Annotated in this window: 22 protein-coding genes; 6 read left to right on the forward strand and 16 right to left on the reverse strand. The window is 53.1% G+C overall.

Features of this window, described 5'->3' with window-relative positions:
* Positions 1–70 precede the first annotated feature (70 nt).
* From KNP95_RS09905 to KNP95_RS09960, 12 genes are all read right to left on the reverse strand, one after another.
* Positions 71–907, reverse strand: a complete 837-nt coding sequence (locus KNP95_RS09905; RefSeq protein ID WP_214836881.1) for a DUF2785 domain-containing protein — start codon at positions 905–907, stop codon at positions 71–73.
* Between the two features lie 186 nt (positions 908–1,093).
* On the reverse strand, positions 1,094–1,717 hold the full coding sequence (radC, locus tag KNP95_RS09910; RefSeq protein WP_021066873.1) for a RadC family protein: 624 nt from the start codon (positions 1,715–1,717) through the stop codon (positions 1,094–1,096).
* A gap of 29 nt (positions 1,718–1,746) precedes the next feature.
* Positions 1,747–2,334 (reverse strand): Maf family protein, encoded by a 588-nt coding sequence (locus KNP95_RS09915; RefSeq protein ID WP_251138525.1) that lies wholly within the window; start codon positions 2,332–2,334, stop codon positions 1,747–1,749.
* 138 nt (positions 2,335–2,472) lie between these two features.
* Positions 2,473–3,180 carry a hypothetical protein gene (locus KNP95_RS09920; RefSeq protein ID WP_058763221.1) on the reverse strand — a complete coding sequence of 236 codons (708 nt, stop codon included), beginning with the start codon at positions 3,178–3,180 and terminating at the stop codon, positions 2,473–2,475.
* Positions 3,177–4,820, reverse strand: coding sequence for a pilus assembly protein PilM (gene pilM, locus KNP95_RS09925; RefSeq protein ID WP_214836887.1), 1,644 nt, complete (start codon positions 4,818–4,820; stop codon positions 3,177–3,179). Before pilM ends, KNP95_RS09920 begins: the two co-directional genes overlap by 4 nt.
* A gap of 12 nt (positions 4,821–4,832) precedes the next feature.
* Entirely contained in the window at positions 4,833–5,585 is a 753-nt protein-coding gene (locus tag KNP95_RS09930; RefSeq protein WP_214836890.1) for a prepilin peptidase, read from the reverse strand.
* A gap of 91 nt (positions 5,586–5,676) precedes the next feature.
* Positions 5,677–6,189, reverse strand: coding sequence for a prepilin-type N-terminal cleavage/methylation domain-containing protein (locus tag KNP95_RS09935; protein WP_214836892.1), 513 nt, complete (start codon positions 6,187–6,189; stop codon positions 5,677–5,679).
* Between the two features lie 142 nt (positions 6,190–6,331).
* Positions 6,332–7,549, reverse strand: coding sequence for a type II secretion system F family protein (locus KNP95_RS09940; protein WP_029595836.1), 1,218 nt, complete (start codon positions 7,547–7,549; stop codon positions 6,332–6,334).
* 4 nt (positions 7,550–7,553) lie between these two features.
* Positions 7,554–8,588 carry a type IV pilus twitching motility protein PilT gene (locus KNP95_RS09945; protein WP_021066866.1) on the reverse strand — a complete coding sequence of 345 codons (1,035 nt, stop codon included), beginning with the start codon at positions 8,586–8,588 and terminating at the stop codon, positions 7,554–7,556.
* A gap of 4 nt (positions 8,589–8,592) precedes the next feature.
* Positions 8,593–10,242, reverse strand: coding sequence for a GspE/PulE family protein (locus tag KNP95_RS09950; RefSeq protein ID WP_251138532.1), 1,650 nt, complete (start codon positions 10,240–10,242; stop codon positions 8,593–8,595).
* A 10-nt stretch (positions 10,243–10,252) separates the two neighbouring features.
* Positions 10,253–10,534 (reverse strand): hypothetical protein, encoded by a 282-nt coding sequence (locus tag KNP95_RS09955; RefSeq protein ID WP_021066864.1) that lies wholly within the window; start codon positions 10,532–10,534, stop codon positions 10,253–10,255.
* Entirely contained in the window at positions 10,531–11,757 is a 1,227-nt protein-coding gene (locus KNP95_RS09960) for a G5 domain-containing protein (protein WP_214836899.1), read from the reverse strand. Before KNP95_RS09960 ends, KNP95_RS09955 begins: the two co-directional genes overlap by 4 nt.
* A gap of 163 nt (positions 11,758–11,920) precedes the next feature.
* Here KNP95_RS09960 and KNP95_RS09965 point away from each other — a divergent pair, with 163 nt between their 5' ends.
* Genes KNP95_RS09965 through KNP95_RS09975 form a run of 3 tightly spaced genes read left to right on the forward strand, consistent with a single transcriptional unit; the run spans position 11,921 to position 14,578 of the window.
* Positions 11,921–12,370 carry a prepilin-type N-terminal cleavage/methylation domain-containing protein gene (locus tag KNP95_RS09965; protein WP_131471085.1) on the forward strand — a complete coding sequence of 150 codons (450 nt, stop codon included), beginning with the start codon at positions 11,921–11,923 and terminating at the stop codon, positions 12,368–12,370.
* The gene (locus KNP95_RS09970) at positions 12,318–12,881 is read left to right on the forward strand and encodes a PilW family protein (protein WP_214803043.1); all 564 of its coding nucleotides are present in this window, start codon (positions 12,318–12,320) and stop codon (positions 12,879–12,881) included. The genes KNP95_RS09965 and KNP95_RS09970 overlap by 53 nt, the downstream gene beginning before the upstream one ends.
* A gap of 14 nt (positions 12,882–12,895) precedes the next feature.
* Positions 12,896–14,578, forward strand: a complete 1,683-nt coding sequence (locus KNP95_RS09975; RefSeq protein ID WP_214836903.1) for a hypothetical protein — start codon at positions 12,896–12,898, stop codon at positions 14,576–14,578.
* A 43-nt stretch (positions 14,579–14,621) separates the two neighbouring features.
* On the opposite strand, the gene KNP95_RS09980 is transcribed toward KNP95_RS09975, so the two are convergent.
* Together KNP95_RS09980 and KNP95_RS09985 are read right to left on the reverse strand one after the other, a co-directional pair.
* The gene (locus tag KNP95_RS09980) at positions 14,622–16,163 is read right to left on the reverse strand and encodes a hypothetical protein (RefSeq protein WP_214836906.1); all 1,542 of its coding nucleotides are present in this window, start codon (positions 16,161–16,163) and stop codon (positions 14,622–14,624) included.
* Positions 16,164–16,207: 44 nt separating this feature from the next.
* Positions 16,208–17,452, reverse strand: a complete 1,245-nt coding sequence (locus KNP95_RS09985) for a bifunctional folylpolyglutamate synthase/dihydrofolate synthase (RefSeq protein WP_214836909.1) — start codon at positions 17,450–17,452, stop codon at positions 16,208–16,210.
* 108 nt (positions 17,453–17,560) lie between these two features.
* On the opposite strand from KNP95_RS09985, the gene KNP95_RS09990 reads away from it, so the two are divergent.
* The 3 genes from KNP95_RS09990 to KNP95_RS10000 all read left to right on the forward strand — a co-directional run bounded on the left by KNP95_RS09990 (position 17,561) and on the right by KNP95_RS10000 (position 19,458).
* Positions 17,561–18,997 (forward strand): protein adenylyltransferase SelO, encoded by a 1,437-nt coding sequence (locus KNP95_RS09990; RefSeq protein WP_214836911.1) that lies wholly within the window; start codon positions 17,561–17,563, stop codon positions 18,995–18,997.
* Positions 18,998–19,084: 87 nt separating this feature from the next.
* Positions 19,085–19,261 (forward strand): hypothetical protein, encoded by a 177-nt coding sequence (locus tag KNP95_RS09995; RefSeq protein WP_158001045.1) that lies wholly within the window; start codon positions 19,085–19,087, stop codon positions 19,259–19,261.
* Positions 19,258–19,458: a hypothetical protein gene (locus KNP95_RS10000; RefSeq protein WP_029595847.1), complete on the forward strand. Its 201-nt coding sequence runs from the start codon at positions 19,258–19,260 to the stop codon at positions 19,456–19,458. Before KNP95_RS09995 ends, KNP95_RS10000 begins: the two co-directional genes overlap by 4 nt.
* Positions 19,459–19,658: 200 nt before the next feature.
* Here the strand turns inward: KNP95_RS10000 and KNP95_RS10005 are convergent, their stop codons facing one another.
* Together KNP95_RS10005 and KNP95_RS10010 are read right to left on the reverse strand one after the other, a co-directional pair.
* Complete coding sequence (locus KNP95_RS10005; protein ID WP_029595848.1) at positions 19,659–20,006, reverse strand: hypothetical protein; 348 nt, start codon at positions 20,004–20,006, stop codon at positions 19,659–19,661.
* A gap of 138 nt (positions 20,007–20,144) precedes the next feature.
* Positions 20,145–20,492 (reverse strand): hypothetical protein, encoded by a 348-nt coding sequence (locus KNP95_RS10010; RefSeq protein WP_029595849.1) that lies wholly within the window; start codon positions 20,490–20,492, stop codon positions 20,145–20,147.
* Positions 20,493–20,509 lie beyond the last annotated feature (17 nt).

The raw sequence follows: 20,509 nt of genomic DNA on the forward strand, positions 1-20,509 counted from the left end.
CTTTTCGACAAAAAGGCAAATCAAAAAGCAAGCGCGTGAAAGCGCCTGCTTGGATTCTCTCTCGCAATCGTCACATATTTTTCAAGGTGAGCAGCACTGCCGTTTGAAGCACAGGTCGCTCCGTCTCATGCAGTTTGACAAAAAAGCTTTTCAAAAACGTTTTCACGTTATGCACGACGTGCCAATAGTGTTCGGGCTCGAGTTGCTGTTTTTGTGCGCTCAATCGGGCAGGCAAGTCTTCTAACAGAACGATGAGCTCGTGTTCGTCCATCCCGCGCTGCAATAAGGCAAAGATAGGATTCAACAACCGTTCATCCTCGTCATGCATATATACGGTCGGCATCATCACCTTGTTCCATAGCGCCTCGAGCATCTCACCGAATTCCGTCTCATCGAGGTGCGGATGCAGGACGAGCTCATCGAAGGCATCGGTCACGTGGGCGATCGAATGGGCCCAGCCTTTCCCAGGCACATAGCCTCTCGTGTCGATTTCACAATCGAGATAGGCTAGGAGCTTCGCCTTCAACATGTCGAGATCTGCTTCCGATAAAAATCCACGCTGCCGGTCCTGATACACAATCAAGGCGATCAACAGCGTCGAGAACGCCCGCGTGAAGACGGTGTCCGATGCCGTCTCCCCGATTCCGTGGAACAAATGATATTTGAGCGTCGTGTGGAGCATATCCGTCAATTGTTCGTTCGTCAGGTGATCGTCTTCGATGATGAAGCGATAAAACAGCGTGTAAATCAACTGGTCCCGAAGCTCTGCATCCGTCGAGCCGATGTGATGGAGCATGGATTGGATAAGCCTAGTTTCGTCTAACTCTTCCAGATTCGTCGCTCGGTTTTTGATATCTGTCAAAATAACTTTCAAATCAAGCTCGCTATAAATAGTCTCTTCATTCATGTCTGATCACATTCCCTCTTCGTAGGTCGTATGTAAACGTATACTCTCGGTGTTCGACGACGGGTTGAACGATTCCTGTTACGGACCAACAACATCTAAAATATGGCTACGATGAAGACGGCGACTGAGCGTCAGGAAGTATGAAGTCTGAACAAAAAAGCAGACGCATATGCGCCTGCCCACTGTTCACCCGTTCATATATCCACGTTGCTTCATACTGACGTAATGGTCCTCCCCGATGATGACGTGGTCAAGACAAGCGATGCCGACGATATGACCGGCCTCAACAAGACGCTCCGACACTTCGATGTCTTCCCGGCTCGGGGTCGCGTCCCCGCTCGGATGGTTATGGACGGCGATGAAACAAGCAGCCGACAGCTTGAGCGCCTCGCGGAACACGTCGCGCGGATGGACAATCGACGAATTGAGCCCACCGACGAACAGCGTCTTCCGGGCGATGAGCTGGTTCTTCGTGTTCAAATACAGGCAAATGAAATGTTCCTGATTCAACAGTCGGAGTTCATCACGGAGCAGTTCATAGGCGTCCTGCGGCGAACGGATCGTCGGCGTCTCCATTTTCGGTTCCTCGACGTAACGGAGACCGATTGCAAACGCCGCGAGCAACTGCTCGGCTTTCTTCTTCGTCATGCCCTCGATTTGACAGAGGTCGCTCACAGACGCCTGCGACAGCGCCCGGAGCGTCGGATATACGTCGGACAGCCGCCGGGCCGTCTCGTGCGGGTCGCCACCCCTGCCCCCGATTTGGAGCAACCGGGCGATTGCGGATTCAACACTTCGGTCGAGCACCATGGTCATTCCTTCACCAACTTTCGCTTCATTCACAGAAAGCGCGGCGATACCCCGTGTCGTTCGAGCGTCTCGACGAGTGGACGGATCGGTAGACCGACGACGTTATAAAAGTCCCCTTCGAGCCGTTCGACGAACAGACCGCCCGACCCTTGAATCCCATAGGCACCGGCCTTGTCATAAGGCTCCGCCGAATCGAGGTAGCCGTCGAGCCACGCGTCCGGGATGTCGATGAACGTGACGTGCGTCGTCGTGACGAACAAGTCTTGCCGCTCGGGCCCGATGATGCTGACGCCCGTGAGCACTTCATGCGTCGCTCCCGAAAGCCGTTGTAGCATGGCTCGCGCATCGTCCCGGTCTTTCGGTTTCTCTAAAATCGTCCCGTCTAAGACGACGACCGTATCCGATCCGATGACGATGGCGCCACGGTTGTCGCGGGCGACGTCCATCGCTTTCTCGCGGGCGAGGCGTCCGACGTACTCGTCCGGGTGCTCCCGTCCGTTCGTCCCTTCGATGACGTTCGAGGGGATGACCGCATGATTGATTCCGGCCTGGGTCAACAGCTCGGTCCGCCGCGGCGACATCGAGGCGAGGATGACACGTTTCTGTGTTGGTTTCATTGTAACGACTCCTTCCATATGTGCGTAACGGGCTTCTTTCCCGTATCACAGTTCACTGTCGATTGTAGGCAAACGGGTACGTGTTTACAATCCGCGACGCCTCAAAAAAACGCCCCTTCTTTTCGAAGGGACGTGAGGTCACGGTGTCGTATAGTCGTACACCGGGATGTCTTTCGGTGTGAACGTCTGGGCCGGTACGTAGCGGTCTTCGACGAGTTGATCGAGGTCCGGGCGATAGAACGCGTCGAGTTCGACCGTGAAGTCGAGCGGCTCAGCCGTCTCGGTCGTGTTCGGTCCCGTCTCCGTAGGTCCAGTGAATTGGACCGTGCGCAAGATGTGAATCCGGTTCATCGACTCGACCGACTCAAGGAACAGGACGAGCGACTCGTACGTGTCCGCTTGGAGTGACACCGTCGAGCGGACCGACGAGGCGTTGACCGGCGTGATTTCAACCGGTTCGGCCGGTTCAGCCGTCGCACTCACATCGTTCGGTTCCGGCTCGTCGATGTCTTCTGGTACTTCCGATTCAGCGATGATGCCGTCGGCGAAAGCGATGCTCGTCACGCGAACGTCAGACAGTTGGCTCGCCTGGGACAGCGTCTCGACGACCGTGTCGAGGGCTGCTTCGGTCGGGACACGAGTCTGCAGGCGCTGGGAATCGGCGACGTCGACGACTTCGCCTTCTTGGCGCAACAGTTCGAGCTTCGTCTGTTCGAGCGACAGTTCCCGTTCGAGCGACTTGACGTTGCCTTGGTGGATGAAATACTGGTAACCGAAATAAGATGGTACGGCGATGGCCGCGAACAAACAGATTGTGAAAATCAAATAAATCGTCGAGCGTTTCATTCGCTCACCACCTCCTCATCGGTCGTCTCTTCCGTCTCGCCGTCCGGTGTCTCACCATCAGGGGTCTCCCCTTCCGGCGTCTCCGGTTCGGCATCGATGAACGTGAAGGTGAACTCGCCGATGTAGCGTGGGAGCGGTTCGTCTGTCGAATCGAGCACGCTCGGCGACAGCGTCGAATCCGTTTCGGTATCCGTCTCTTCTTGTTCCGTCTCCGCTTTCGTCTCGGTCGTCACGCCGAGCAGTTTGACGTTCTCAAACCGCACGTCGTTCAAGAGCGCGCGTTGGAACACGTTCAAATCGGCGAGCGTCTCGAATTGGGTACGCACGCTCATGAGCGAACCGTCGGCGTAGTTATACGTCAACACGTAGCCCGTCGGCGGCAATTGTTCCGTCAAGGCCCGCAGTGCTGGCACGGCCAACTTCTCTTCAGCCGAGAGCGCCGTCACCGTCTGGTCGAGCGACAGGACTTGCTGCCCCTTCGAGTTCACTTGCTCGGTCTGATAGATGCGGACGAGCTGCAACTGTTCTTCGAGCTGTGCCTCGTTCTGTTTCATCTCGTTCACTTCATAGAACAAGTACCCGGTCGCCCCGCCGCCAATCAACAGCGCGAGCAAGCTCGCGATAATCGGCCAACGGAGCGTCACATCGGTCGAGTTGATGAAGTTGGCGTCGTGCTCCTTGTCGAGCGTCGCCATGCCAAGGAGCGGCAACATCTGATGCGACAACGGCGTCGCGTGCGAGAGCGGAAGCGGGTCGGCAATCCGTTTGACCGGCACCATCGCCTCACTCTCAATCGTCCGGACGAGGTCATCCAGGTTCGGGACCGTCCCCGAGACGAGCAACTCGTCAATCGGACGACCGTCCGTCCGGAGCGAGTAGCGATAAAAGTCGAGGAAGCGGGCCAGTTCGTTCAACCACTCGTCCGTCTGCGTCGCGAGCGTCTCCTTCGAGCCGCTATATGTATACGTGATGATTCCGTCCGTCGTCTCGGCGCGGTACGGGAGATCCGTCTCGATGGCCCGGATGAACCGGACTTGTCCTTCCTCAAGGACGAGCAACTGGTGCGCGAACGGTGTCACGTGCCAAAGGAGCGTCGATTTGAGCGGGTCGAGCGTCTCGATCCGAGCCACCCCGTTCGCGATGGCAACCGGACGCGGAACGATTTTCTTTAAGACGAACCCTCGCTTTTTCATGTAGGCGCGGATGGCTTTCGTCAAATCGACCGAGACGGCGTGCAGCATGACCTCAGTCTTCGTCTCCGTCTCCCCGAGCACTTCATAGTCGAAGGCGACGTCGTCGAACGGCAGGATAATCGAGCTGCCGATTTCCATGAACAGATAGCCACGAATCTCGTCTTTCGGGATTGTCGATGGAATCTCGACTTTACGGGACAACACCTCGGTCTCGGCCATATCGACGGCACAGACCATCCCTTTTCGTACTTTTAATTTTCGGCACAGTTCATCAAAAGCGAGACCGAATGCGTTCTCGTCTTCGATGCGTCCCGCCACATAGGCGCCTTTCGCCAATTGGACGGAGGCGCTGCGCTTGAACACGCCTTGTTTAATCACGGCCCCGTGGATGCTGAGCGCATCGAACGAAAAATACGCGACCGTTCCTTTCTCTATAGACCGGCTCATGCTGGTTTCCCCCTACATCAAATCAATATACCAATCAAAGAAGCGTTCGCTGAACCAAAACGTCAGCATCGTACCGAGGGCGATCGACGGCACGAACGGAATCGGCTGTTTGCGATCCATCCGTTTCAAGCCGATGAGCGTCAACCCGACGACCGCTCCGATCAAGCTCGATAAAAAGAGTGCGACGAGGACGTCGCGTGGCCCGAGGACGAGCCCGATTACTGTAAAGAGTTTGACATCGCCGGCCCCAAGTCCCCCCTTGGAGACGAAAAAAACGGTGGCGAGGACAGAAAAGCCGAGCGCCGCTCCGGCAATCGGGTTCCACCAGACGACGCCTGCACTATAGGCGAGCAGTAGGAGGACCGGTGCCGTGAACATAAGGATGACGTTCGGCACAAGCATTGTCGACAAATCTGACATCGCGAGTGCGAGGAGCGTCGACAAGAAGACGCAGGCGAGGAGCGTCGTGAGGCTAAAGCCATACAGCCAGAAGCTATAGGCGTAACCGACCGCTCCAAGCAGTTCGAAGAGCGGATACGTCGGCGCGATCCGCCCGCCACAGCCGCGGCATTTCCCGCGCAGGAACACATAACCGAAGACCGGAATCAGTTCCCAAGCGGATAAGACGTGTCCACATGACGGACAGTGCGAGCGCGGTGTGACGATGGACTGTTTGCGTGGCACGCGGAGCCCGACGACGTTCGTGAATGACGTGATGACGGCCCCGAGGACGAGGCTATAAATGAGTCCAATGAATTCAACCAATCAAGGTCACTTCCTTACTTGTAAGTATATGCCAAAAACAGAAAACCGGCTAGGCTGAGCGAGTGCCCAGCGCCAGCCGGAGGAAAAGTTATTAGTTTGTAGCTGATTCTTCTTTTTCAAGTTCAGTTCGAGTCAAGTCGCCTTCTGGTGTAGCAGCATATTTATATGAATTTTTTGTTCCGCTATCTAAAGTCACTGTATAGCTGTATTTCCCAGCAGTATTAGTTACCACAACAAACGCATTAGTATAAGTGGCGTTTGTAAACGGATCTTGTAGTTTATCGATAAACTCTTTCCCTGAAACTTCTTTTGGCGTTGTATTAGCTGCAGTAGATGGTGTTCCAGTAAACATAAGTTTTACAGATTCACCTTTAGCAACCGGATTTGAAGCCGCATAAATTTTAGAAGAGCTCACCATCTGCTTCGCATCGGCAACCATCGCATCTTTACGTGAGTTCTCGATAATCCCACCAATCGCGACAACGGCGATGGCTGCGATAATTCCCAAGATGACGACGACGACGAGTAACTCGACGAGTGTGAGTCCGCGCTCATCTTTCAATTGTTTGGCATCTTGCCAAATCATTTTCATTTTCTCTAACATGATTCATTCTCCCCTTTTGTGTGTTGTGCTGTGTTGTGTGCTGCATGCATTACCTTCGACCTAATAATAAGTAGAACAATTTTACTATACATTCAAAATTTAGGATTGAAAAGATACAAATCTGCAAATAAATAAAAAGTTTCTACTGATTTTGGATATCGCCATAAATTTGGAACATCGGGACGACAATCGCGATGACGATGACCCCGACGATGCTCGCCAAGACGACAATCAACAGTGGCTCGATAATCGATTTCAGGCGGTCTGTCGTCGTCTCGACCTCGGTCTCATAAAACTCCGCGACCTCGTTCAACATCGAGTCCAAATCCCCGCTCTCCTCGCCGACCGCAATCATTTGCGTCATGAGCGGTGGAAAGCTATCGTTCCGTTCGAGCGGTTCATGGAGTGGAATTCCTTGTGCCATCATCTTGCGTGCTTGAGCAAGACCTTTACGGATGACACGGTTCGAGACAATCTTCTCGGTAATCTCAATTGCCGATAAAATCGGGACCGCCGCTTGAAGCAAGACGGCCAAACTTCGCGTCAATAACGCGATTTGCGATTTTAGGACAATTGGACCAAAAATCGGCATCTTCAACAACAATCCATCAATCACATACCGTTCCTTGTCGCGCTTCAACATCCATGTGAAGACGAGCAGTGCGAGGAGCGCCCCCCCGAAGATGAGCCACCAATAGGCGGCGACAAAATCAGAAACGGCGACGACGATACGCGTGATGAGCGGCAGTTCCCCGCCGAGCTGTCCGAAGATGCTCGCGAACGTCGGGACGACGTTCACCATCAGGAACGCGACGACACCGATGGCGACGATTGAGACGACGAGCGGATACGTCAACGCCGAGATGACTTTCCGTTTGACGTCATACTGTTTTTGGAGCTGGAGGCCGATTTGATCGAGCGCCTCTTCCAAATTCCCGCTCGCCTCACCCGCAAGCGCCATCGAGCTGAAGAAGTTCGAGAACACACGAGGATGTTTCTTGATCGCTTCCGAGAAGGCAATCCCTTCGCGTAAATCGTCCTCGACTTGACTGAGCGTCTTCTTCAACACTTTCGATTCGGTCTGGACGCGCAAGATGGACGTCGCCCGAACGATTGGCACGCCGGCCCGGATGAGCGTCGCGAACTGGCGCACGTACATAATCAAATGTTCAATCTTGACCCGCTCCGGGAGCAAGTTCACTTCTTTATTCAATCCCGTCGACTCGAGTTCAGCGAGCTCGGTGACGAGAATCGATTCCTGGCGCAGTTTTTCTTTCGCCTCTCGGAGCGAGACGGCGGTGACCCGCCCTTTCTTACGCTTTCCGTTCAGCAGTTTGCCTTCGTATTGGAAGATGGCCATTCAGTCACCTCTCTTCATTTGGTACGGCGTTCGGGTTGATGACGCCTTGACGGACGAGCTGTTCGATTGCCATGTCCATCGTCTGCATCCCGTTCTGCCGGTTCGTCTGGATGACGGTCGGGAGTTGGAACTCCTTCTCGTTCCGAATCAAGTTGGCGACGGCCGGATTGCCAATCATAATCTCCATCGCGGCGACACGACCTTTCGGCACGTCGACGCGCGGGAACAAGCGCTGACTGACGACACCGAGCAGGACGTTGGCGAGCTGGGTCCGAATCTGGTCCTGTTGCTCGGCCGGGAACGCGTCGATGACACGGCTTACGGTCGACATCGCGCTCGACGTGTGGAGTGTCGCCATGACGAGGTGGCCCGTCTCTGCAGCCGTCATCGCCGTCGAAATCGTCTCAAGGTCACGCATCTCCCCGAGTAAAATGACGTCCGGATCTTGACGGAGCGCGGCCCGGAGACCGTCGACGAACTTCATGACGTCGGAGCCAATCTCACGCTGGTCGACGATGCTCTGGTCGTGCGAGTGCAAATACTCGATCGGGTCCTCGAGCGTGATGATTCGTTTCCGCTGCGTGCGGTTAATCTCATGAATCATCGCGGCGAGTGTCGTCGACTTCCCTGACCCGGTCGGACCCGTAACAAGGATGAGCCCGTATGGCTTCTCAATCAACCGTTTTAACACTTGCGGCAAATCGAGCTCGTTCATCGTCGGGATTTCCCCGGAAATGGACCGGAACGCGATGGCGACCGTGCCCCGTTGATAATAGGCGTTGACGCGGAACCGCGATACGCGCGGAACCCCGAACGAGAAGTCGAGATCGCGCTGCATCTCGAGCCGGCCCCGCATTTCTTCGGTCATAATCTCTTTCAAATAGCTCTCGATATGGAGCGGCAACACTTTCTCGTCACCCATCGTGATGAGACTGCCGTCGACCCGGATGATCGGCGGCGAGCCGGCGGTCAAATGGATGTCCGAGGCGCGTTGCTCGACCGCTTTCGTTAAAATCACTTCAATCGACTGATGGATCATAGGCTCACTCCGTTATCACTGTTCTCAATATCTCTTCGGTGTTCGTCAGTCCGAGTGCGACTTTCTCAAGTCCATCGGCGAGGAGAAAGCGGACGCCTTGTGCTTTCGCATAGGCGACCATCTCGGCCTCTGTCGCCTGGTTCATAATCAACCGGCGCAACCCTTCATCGATCGGCACGACCTCGTGAATGGCGAGCCGTCCACGGTATCCCGTGAAATTACACGAGGCGCAGCCGTTGCCGCGCATGATCCGTTCGACAGGAATGCCTTCAGCAGCAAACAGTTCCTGTTCCCGTTTCGAGACCGGCTGTTCGTGCCCGCAATCCCGACAGATGCGACGGACGAGCCGCTGGGCGACAAGCCCTGAAGTCGAGGCGGCGACGAGGAACGGTTCGACCCCCATGTCAATCAAGCGAGTGATTGAGCTGATAGCCGAGTTCGTATGTAGTGTCGATAACACCAAGTGACCGGTCAATGATGCCCGGATGGCGATCTCGGCCGTCTCGGTGTCACGGATTTCCCCGACCATGACGATGTTCGGGTCTTGTCTCAAAATCGAACGCAGACCCGACGCGAACGTCAAGCCGACCTTGGCGTTGACTTGGACTTGGTTGATGCCGTCGAGCTGATACTCGACCGGGTCCTCGACCGTGATGATGTTCTTCGATTCATCGTTCAATTCGCGCAGCGACGCATAGAGCGTCGACGACTTCCCTGACCCGGTCGGCCCGGTGATGAGGATAATCCCGTTCGGCCGTTTCAACATGTCGCGGTACACGGCCTCGTTCTTGTCGCCGAAGTCGAGTTTCGTCAAATCGGTCAACCCTTCCGACGAGTCGAGCACCCGGATGACGATTTTCTCGCCATACATCGTCGGGAGCGTCGAGACGCGGAAGTCGTACGGGCGGCCCCGGAGCGTATATTTGATACGTCCGTCTTGTGGCAAGCGGCTCTCCGTGATATCTAGGTTACTCATGACCTTGAGGCGCGTCAGCATGACGCTTTGAATCTTCTTCGGATAGATGGCTTCGGTTCGTAAATCACCGTCGACTCGAAGACGCACGTGCAACTGCTTCTCGTGCGGGTCGAAGTGGATATCTGAGGCTCGTTGGTCGATGGCGCTCAAGAAGAGCTGATTGACGAGACGGATGACCGGTGCGTCATCTCGCGACGCCGTCTCTTCGCGATCGAGTTCCGGCGCTTCTTCTTTTAAAATCTCGATGAGTGACGCGTCCATCTCGTAATAGCGGCCAATCGTCTTGCGAATCTGTTCGCGCGTAGCAATCCCGACCTCGATGTTCATCCCCGTCTGAAGCCGGACGTCATCGATGGCGATCAAGTCGAGCGGGTCCGCCGTCGCGATGAACAACGTGTTTCCTTGTAGCGAAATCGGCATGATGTCATGTTTTTGGGCGATGACTTTCGGGACGAGTTTCGTCACGGTCACGTTGATATCTTCTGAATATAATGAAATGACCGGCACGTTCAACTGTTCGTGCAACACTTGAATCAATTGCGTCTCGGTCAAATAGTTTAATCGCATGAGCGCGTCCCCGAGCTTTTCCCCGGTCCGCTTTTGTGCGAGCGCTTCGTCGAGCTGGCCTTGCGTGATGATACCCGCCTCGACGAGCATCTCGCCGAGCCGTTTTTTCATTCTTCTCAACTTACTTCACCATCCTCTGTGGTACCTCCTGTGCGACGTCTCGCTGTTCGATGAACGCACTGAGTGCCGCACCGCCGGCCAAACCGAGGGCGAGGAGGACCCACGCCCACCACGTCCGCTCGAGCCCTTCGACGTACAGGCTATAGACGCCGAGCGATAGCACGGCGACGAGCAATACGATGACCCCTTTCGTCTCGCGTTTCCGAATGTACGGAATCGACAAGGCGAACACGGTCAATGTGGCGAGTACCCAAAAGGCAATCAAAATTAAATATCCGATCATCCGACTGCCCCCTCACTTGGTACCGGATCAATGTCATAAACCGGTGGCTGTTCTTCAAACTGATTCAATCCGTCATCTTCTACATCGTCATCGAACGGGTCATCTTCCAGTGTTTCATCCGGGAAAGTTGGAATGACCGGTTCGACAGGCTCTGGAGGTGGGAGCGGGACGGAACTTTTCGTCACGATCTCCGGAATCGGCTCATAAAAATCAAACCCGAGCAGTTCGAGCGACTCACCCGTATCCGTGATGCGGACACGGTACAGCTTGCCTGACTCGCCGGTCTGTCCGGACTGGGTCACAGACGAACTACCAGCTGTAAGCGATGGCGAGAAGCGAACGATGTTTTGGTAAGGGACGCTCGTCACGTCTTCGACGCGCGATTCGTAGGCACCGACGAACGTCTTGCCGAGCAATTGGACCGTCATCGCGTTCCCTTCTTCGAGTACGATGAGCGCGTACGGTGTCTGTTCCGTGTTCTGGACAGCAAAGTTCGAGCGTTCGTCGATTTTGACGTCATAACCGAGCTCGATGCCGGTCGGGAGCGTCTCATGTTGCACGCGTTCAAGGATTTGGAACGGTGTCGCCGCAAACAACTGATACATCGATGACCCGAGCGTGCTGAGCGCGTCAAAATCTTCCCCGAACGCTTTCAAGCTGAAGATGTCCCCGGCTTCCATCTCGAAGCCGTTCATCCGTTCGAGTGCCGAGCGCATCGCTGGTGTCGGACTGACGGTGATCGAGGCGACGACTTCGCTCTCCGTCGCCGTCATCTCGAGGACCACATCTGAGTTCAAGTTCGATGCCGCTTCGACGAGCGGTGGTGTCACCATCGATAGCGTCACCGGTTGATTCTCTAAGTAAGGCGTCAACCGCTCTTCGTCGACCGTCGTGACGAGCGGATATGTACCCGGTTCAGAAGCCGTCTTGAGCGTCGCATCGACGTTGAATGAGACGACGTCCTTGCCGACTTCGAGGGCCGTCCCATCAACGAGCGTCACCGTGAACGGCGTGTTGTTGAAGTCTTTGATGGCGTTATCGAGCCGGACGACCGCCTCTTCCTTCGTCATCCCCGACACATCGATGCCGGCCACGGTCGTCTCTTTATATGTAGCACTCGTCTTCGCCGAGGCGTCGAGATAGTTCACGAGCCCGATCGTCGGCAATGACACGAGCAGGACAAGTCCCGCCAGGATGAACAAATGCATCCCATATCGCTTCATTCCATTTCCCCCTCTATTTCAAGTCAAATGAGACTTTTGAATTACTATCCGTTCCCACTGTAACTTTAGTATAATATGCATTGTACAGAAAATAACAATTATTTCAGGTTAAAAGTCTCTTTTTTCCTATCTTTAAATGAATATTGAAAAGGAGGTCAATGCGTTGAACCGTTCCGAACAAGGTTTCACGCTCGTCGAAGTACTCGTCTCGATCGTCGTCGTCTCGATCCTGGCATTATCGCTCATGAATATCTTCTCCCAAAGCTTGCGAATCACCTCCTCGGATCTTGACCGGACCGTGGCGAACCAAGTCGCCCAAAACACGCTCAATACATTGAAGCGCCGGGCAGCCGAGACACGGGACCCGATCGATATCGCGGCGCTCCAACAGACACCGGCCAACGTCTGCGATTTATGTGACGTCACGATCAACGGGCGCGCCTTCGATGTGACCATCCTCTCTCCGGGCAATGAGCCGGCCGCTGACCTCGTCAACGTCGAGATTACCGTCGCCTCGGAGACGTTGCTCCAACCGATTACGTTGAAAGGAGTGGTGACGAATGCGACGCTTCAAGATAAATTCCCTGAGACGGACGTTCCGGAGCTTCCGTGACCGTGAGGACGGCGTCACGCTCGTCGAGTTGTTGCTCGCACTCGTCATCTCTGCCATCTTCGCTGGCATCGTGATCACCGTCTTCTTGTCCGGCTCGCTCGGTTTCCGTCTGACGAACGATACGAGCTCGCTTCGAAGCGAGGCCGACTATTTGATTACGAGTGTCCTCCAGGACATCAACCGGACCGAGTTCGACGCCTTGACCGTCAACGGGGATACATATTCGTTCCACCGTCTGCATACTCCGCGCATCTCGACGGAAGGGATCCTGTATCGTCAAGGTGATTATATGGAGGACGCCGTGCTCGAGCTCGACCCGTCGAGCTTTGTGACGAACAACCCTGACGTCATCGTTCAGTCCGTCGACATCGACCTCCGCGACGAAGTGACCGATCCAAGGCGCGGACGTGAGGCATATATCACTTCTGGATTGATTGAAATTCAAGTGACACTCGCCTCTCGTGAAGATACGACGCTCGTCAAAACGTTCACGAGCACCATCCCGTTATGAAAAGAGGGAGTCAAATGAAACAAGATGAACGAGGCTACGTCCTCATCCTCGTCCTCGTGACGATGGCGGCACTCGCCGTCCTCTCGCTCGCAGCGATTCAAGTCAACTTGGCCACGAACAAGCAGACGAATCTCCGTGTCGATGAGACGCAACTCGATACCGACGTCAAAGGCGTGCTCGATGTGCTTGTCGCCGACCTCCGAGCGACGTTCCCGCTTCACGATGCGAATGTCGTTCAACCGTATATGGAGAACGAGCAATTGTTCCAGGCGAAAGTCGAGACTGTACTCAAACAAGATACGTTGTATGCAGGAACACGCCAATCGGGCGATAACGATATCCGCTACTCAATCACCCGCTCGACAGCGGACCAGGCGAACGCCCCGTTCACGACGGTGCTCACGTTGACCGCGACCGGGACGACGAAAGCGAAGCCGGAACAGCCAATGCAGACAAGCTCGTATAGCCAAGAAGTGTATGTGACGGCGCTGCCGTCATTCCTCTATTACGTGCTCGGGTCAGACGACACGTTGACAGTCAACGGTCCACCGAAGATTGAAGGGAACTTGTTTGCAGGTACGGAGCTCGCACTCGAACGCGACGCGAAGTACCAACTGAAAGACCAAATCAACACGCTGAACAATAGCGCCTCGAGCCGGTTTTATCTCGATGGCCGCATCGATCTTGGAGACGGGGCGACGTGCGACGGCTGCGAGACGCCGAACTACTTTACGAATTCGCTCATACCGGATGTGAACCATCAGCCTGAGATTGGTCCGGTTGAGAGCAGCTTTTCGAGTTTTAATTATGATTACTCGGTCGTCCAATACGTCAACCGATTTATGGATTCATTACGTGACATTCCTTATGATTCCAACCCGGCTAATGAGATCTTCACGAATTCAAGCATCACGCAAACGAACGAGCCGTTCATTGAACAGATTTATCGGCCCGTCAACTCGAACAAACCAGAATTACTGAAAACGAACTTGATTGATCAAGGTAAATTAGATGCCATCACCGGCATGCAGATTGTGAAACTGCACCCAGAGGCCATCGCCAACTACACGGGTAAAGATAACATCTCAATCGTCATCTCCAAATCCGTCGCCAATAAGCCAGAACCGCTCCTGTTCAACGGCGATGTGACCATCGATGCGTTGAATGAGATCACCATCAGTCGCCCACTTATCATCAACGGGGATTTGACGATTCGAGGGAAAGTCGCATTCAACACGACCGTCTACGTGTTAGGAGATACGTACATTGACGGAGCTGAACTATTACCGGCCACAGCTGGCGGGAAAAACAGTTCCCTCGTCCTGCTCTCTAAAGGAAAAATTTTATTGAACCGTATCAATGAATTCCAAAATACCTCATCAACACTTCAAGCGTTCATGTATAGCGCTTCGACAGAACCGACTCGCCTCTATGCGGTCGGCTCAATCATCAATATGAAAGGAGGCCTCTACAGTAAAGGACCGCTCGAAGTGAATACGTTCCGAGGGTCGTTTAAAACGTTGCCTCAACAAGCGGATCGACAAGCCTCGTTTGCACCTGGTAACGTCGACGCTTACGACAAAGTCGAAAAGTCACGTCTTATCATGGAGTATAACGAAGGTGTGTTCCGTCAGATTGAATCTTTGCCGGTGACGAACCAGTTGCAACTGTTCGTCAGTCAACAATTGAAGAAATAAGAAAAGAAGCTACTCGCGCGAGTAGCTTCTTTTCGTTAGGTGCTCAATAGAAATCCGACACAGGCTCTTCTTTTCCTGGGTTCGGGTCGGTCCCCTCTTTGACCCGGACGTAAAACGTTTGGCTGATGACTTCAGGACCGTCACCATTCGGGAAGAACGAATCATCAACCTTTTCGGTCACTAATCCAATTTTAGCGATACCCGGTTTCAAGAGTATAAGCACACCATCCTTTTCCGTCATAACATCTGTCCCTTCGAGAACTGTCAACCCGTACTCTGTCACGTTTGATGTTTCTGGCCAGAACTTAACCGGGTACTCGTAAGGACTATCAGACATATACAAGACGACGTTTGGTGTCGAGACACGTTGCGGATATTCTTTGACTTCAATCAAAGTGGCCTTCGTTTGTCCAGGATACTCAATCAGCGATGCGATGACGGAAACGTTGCCTGTACTTCCATGTTCGGCTTGTACCGTCGCTGACGAGTTTTGACTCGATACAATACTGAGCGCCGTCGAGTTCACATCCCACGTGGCATCAAATGGACTTTTGACACTTTGACCATCTTCAACTAATTGTGTGAGGTTTAAAGCCGCCTGTTGTTTCACTAGCGTACCCGCCTTGTTTTGATACACCCATAACACTTCTTTTGAGGTACCAATTGCAAGTTCAGGTAATTTCACTTTCACCGTCACTGGTTGTGATTTCGATTCATACTTATTGCTATGAACATAAACAGCTTGAATCGCCGTCGTTCCTACTTCCAATGCCTTGACGGACAAGCTTTGATTGGCAGCACTCGTCTCTTTTACAATCTTAGGATTGACGATTTCCCATTTCAACTTCACATTTTCTGGAATAGTTGCTTTGGTCGTTGACAACTCCGCATTCACGGTACCCGAATCGTTTAAATAGAGTTCCAATTCAGATGGAAGCTGGATGTTCAACTCTTCTGCTAATAATAAGGAATCACCGATTTGATCGGTTGTTAAATTGATAGCTCGGTCATGCTTAACAGACCCGTGTCCGTTTCCAGAATGGTCCGCTGTGAGTGAGTATTTGATGCTTCCATCGGTAAATTTGTAGGTGCCAGGCTTGTCAACTTTCAGCTTGATGGTGACCGTTTCATAAAACGTTTCATTAAAATAATTCTTACAAGACTTCGATCCATCCTTGCTGCAGGATACATTTACTTGTCCTGATAGCGTTTGTGCTGATGTATCAAACTTCAGTGTATGGGATACATTAGATTCATTATTGATTGAAACGCTCTCTACACTTAAACCGTCAGGAATTTTTTCGTTGAAATCTAAAGTCCACTGAATGGTTTTATACGAATTGATATTGGGGCCAGTTGTAAAATCAATAATATTATTTATCGACAACCGATACTCAACAGTCACGGTCTCTCCAACCAAAACCGCATCAGAAGATAAGTTACGAATCACTTCGTTGGTGATGCTCGGCTTCTTTTTAATATCTTTATTATCGTTATCTGCTAACGTCGATGTATACGCAAATAACAGCAATACCATCCCTATCACTATGAGGAACCCGTACTTGGATCTTAGCTGCCTCTTCATCGTTGTGCCTCCAGTCGGTTTGTCATCACACTTCTTCAGTTAATTCATACCCCTTTTTCTTCCTGTTCACAAGCGGTTTTTTTCAAACTTTGGAAATAGGTTCTGACTTCACTGATAAAGTAGAGCGACCCGGTCACGACGAGCGTCTCGGATTTCGGTGCTTCGAACCACGCAGCCAACCAATCCTGCCAGTCCACGTAACGAGCACCATCCGCAATCAGACTGTCTTTCGTCCGGGCACGCGGAAAATCGAACGTCGTCTCATAGACGCCCGCCACTTTCTGGAGCGACGCGACCATCGCTTCCCGGTCCTTATCGGCAAGAATGGCGGCAAGGACGGTCACGTCACGCTCAAGTTTCAGCTGTTCGACGAGTGCGGCGACGCCTTCGGCATTATGCGCCCCATCGAGTACGATACGAGGCTGTCTTGAGACGAGCTCATAGCGTCCCGGATGTTGCGCCGATTCGAGTCCCGCTTGAATCGTCTCTGTTCTCCAGCCGAGATGGCGCGCGACGGCGACAGCACACGCTCCGTTATACGCTTGATGGTGTCCGGTCAATCCGAGTGTCACCGGAGGCATCCCATCATACGTGACGACCGTGTCGGCCCCATCCTCTACGGATGAGACGAGCGGCGTGACGTCGTGAATCGACGCGTCCATCGTCTCACCTTGTTGTTCGAGCAACTCAATCAACCGCTTCTCCGTCAAGCTATGGAACATCGGCACACCCGACTTCATGATACCGAACTTCTCGAGCGCGATCTCTTCAAGCGTGTCACCGAGGATGCCTTGATGGTCATGCCCGATCGACGTCACGATTGTCGCGAGCGGCTTCTGTAACATGTTCGTCGAGTCGAGACGTCCTCCGAGCCCGACTTCCCAAATGACGAGGTCAGGCTGTTGCTCATGGAAATAGAGCCACGCCATGACCGTCAGCAACTCGAACTCCGTCAACGTCTCTCGTGACGAGCTCGCACAGTCACGGACTCTATTGGCGATGCGGACGAGGTCCTCTTCTCGAATCGGTTCCCCGTTCAACATGATCCGTTCCTCGAACTGGATGATGTATGGCGAGATGAACGTCCCGACGTTCAAGCCCTGTTTCATCGCCATGGCCCGCAAGAAGGCGACCGTCGACCCTTTCCCGTTCGTCCCCGCCACGTGAATCGACGGCAATTCCTTGATTTGTAGCGCGTTCAGCATCCACTCGATTCGTTTCAGGCCCGGCTTAATCCCGAACCGCAGCTGCCCGTTCAGCCATTCCAATACGTCTAGTCTCGTCTCCATCTTCCATCACTCCTGTTTTCACACTTCCCTCTCATCTTACCAAAATTCGCGAAGCGCTATGCAAGGAATCGGCTGTGCTATACTCGAGGCGAAGAAGGGGGAATCACCATGACAACTAATTGGAACTTCGAGGCGACCTACCTCGATCTCCGTGACATCTTTTACGACCGGGGACCGGTCCATCCGGTCGATAAGCCCGAGCTCGTCCTTTGGAACGAAGCGCTCGCCGAGACGCTCGGACTCGACGTCGTAGCACGTCAAGACGTCGCACTCTTTGCCGGTAATCGCCAGACGGATACGTCGTTCTCGCAAGCGTATGCCGGCCACCAGTTCGGCCATTTCACAATGCTCGGTGACGGACGAGCACTCGTGCTCGGGGAACATGTCGCCCCGAACGGAAAGCGTGTCGATGTTCAATTGAAAGGCTCAGGTCCGACCGAGTATTCGCGTGGAGGCGATGGACGGGCCGCCGTTGGACCGATGGTGCGCGAGTTCCTCATCAGTGAGGCGATGCACGCCCTCGGCATCCCGACGAACCGTGCGCTCGCCGTCGTCACGACCGGTGAGTCGATCATGCGCCAAGGACCGAAGCATGGTGCCATCTTGACGCGCGTCGCGGCAAGCCATTTGCGCGTCGGTACGTTCCAATATGCCGCTGCGGCCGGCTCGATTGATGACGTCATCGCTCTCGCCGACTATGCGATTCAGCGCCACGACCCTGATCTTGAAGGAGAACCGAATCGCTATGAACAGTTCCTCGGCCGCGTCATCACCCGCCAAGCGAAGCTCATTGCGGATTGGCAACTCGTCGGATTCATCCACGGCGTCATGAACACGGACAACACGTTCATCAGCGGTGAAGGGATCGACTATGGCCCGTGTGCATTCATGGATACGTATCACCCGAACACCGTCTTCAGCTCCATCGACCGCGAGGGACGCTACGCCTATGCGAATCAGCCGTATATCGGGTCGTGGAACTTGGCCCGCCTCGCCGAGACGCTGTTGCCGCTCCTCGCTGACACGCAAGAAACAGCCGTCGATATCGCCAATAAACTGTTGAACGACTACACGGAAACGTACAAAGAGGCATACTTCACCGGACTTGCCCATAAAATCGGGCTCTACGTCCGAAAAGATGGCGACGATGAACTGACGGACGAGTTGCTCCGGCTCATGATGGAGTCTGAGGCTGACTTCACGAACACGTTCCGCGCGCTCACACTCGGCGACACAAATTCGCTTGCCTTTGCTAAGCAAGATGATGGCAAGGCGTGGCTGTCCGCTTGGCAAAAACGCCTCGGAGAGCAAGGTCTTCCTGATGAGGACGTCATCCGGCTCATGCGTCAGCATAACCCGGCCGTCATTCCGCGCAACCATCATGTCGAGGCCGCCCTCACAGCAGCCGAGCGCGGTGACTTTGGACCAGCCCATGCCCTGCTCGACGTATTGCGAAAGCCGTACGATTACGAAGCCGACTATGGACGCTATGTCTCTCCCGGACCACCTCGCAGCTATCCATATCAGACATTTTGTGGCACGTGAACCATTCTGCTTCGGCAGGATGGTTTTTTTGGAACCTTTTTCATTTTCGAGCGTAAAGTAGATAACATCACTTTTAGGAGGTTCAACATGCTTCTACTCACTTCACTCATTGCGTTAGGGTTTGCCTGCTTGATGTCAATCGAGCTATTACAAGGACCATTCATAGATGACTGGGCCTGGCTAATGCCTGCCTTTTTCTTTGCTGTTTCCTTTTCCACCTTGATGAGACATTTGAATAACCTTGAATGGAATGAATCGAAATGAAGATGACTATCTTGCTCATGGCAATCATCGTCTTATCCACGTCCTATCTCGTCTACAGTTTTTATCTGTCATTTACGGGTCAGCCGATTCAGCCGCAAGTAACTGGACTCGCAATCGGCGTCCTGCTCACGTCCTCGTATTTCGTGACAACCGGTCGTCTTCCGTTTTGGACAGAACCGGAGGAAGAAGACGTATGAAGGTTCTTTATTCCGTCTTGGTAGGATTCGGAAGCATCCTTTATGTCGTCTATGCCATGCACCTATTCCGCATTGGTTATCCTCAACCGCTCCTCTTGCATGTTTTGTTTGCCGCCACTGTATTTGGCATAATCTACATCGAACGCAAACGAAACCCCGAACATCGATGACGATGCTCGGGGTTGTTCTTTTCTATAGACTCATAGTCCGAAATGAATCATGTCCTTCTTGTCTACTTGGGCTTGTGTGATTTTGGAAATAAGTCGATTCAGTTGTTCCGACTCATGCGTGTACATCATCGCTTTGACGACTTGATAGAACAGCGCCAGTGACTCATATGGAATGAGCGTGATCCCGCATTCGTCTAATCCGAATCCAGGACGGTCATAGGAGTGGAAATACGTGCGCATCTCGTTCAGCTCCTCGATAAACTCATCCACCCACTCCCCATCCACCGAGACACAATCGAAGTGTTCAGGTGTATACGTATCATATGATGATTGACGATTTGTTGAATCCAATACACCGAATTCGTGCGTGTATGGCATGGCCATCCCTCCCTGTAAAAATATGTACACTTTAAATACCTTCATCGACTTAACCAAGTTTCGACCTACGTTCCTAACACGCATTCTCAATGAGAGTCTATGTAACGAATGGCAATGTATAATTATTTTCTTAGTCCGTTAAATCCCAAAATGAACCAAGTCTTTGCCTTCGCGTTCGGCTTGAATGATGAGACTCGCCAAATCGCTCAACTCTTCTGAACGATGGAATACACGTGACTGCGTGACGATGTCATAAAACATCGATAACGATTCGTTTGGGATGAGGGTAATTCCGTAATAATCCAGACCGAGATCAGGACGATGATACGAATGAAAATAGGTCCGCATAATCGAGCACGCTTCCATAAGCTCTTGGATAAAATCATCATCAACCTCAGTGTAGCCATTATAATCTGGATTACGTGTAGGTGCTTTCAATGTTCGTTCCCATAAATCAAATTCGTGCACTGGCAAATTAGAACTCATCCTTTCGCCTGCTTCAA

Origin of the sequence: Exiguobacterium sp. s36 (genome assembly GCF_018618345.1) — a bacterium.
GTDB lineage: Bacteria > Bacillota > Bacilli > Exiguobacteriales > Exiguobacteriaceae > Exiguobacterium > Exiguobacterium chiriqhucha.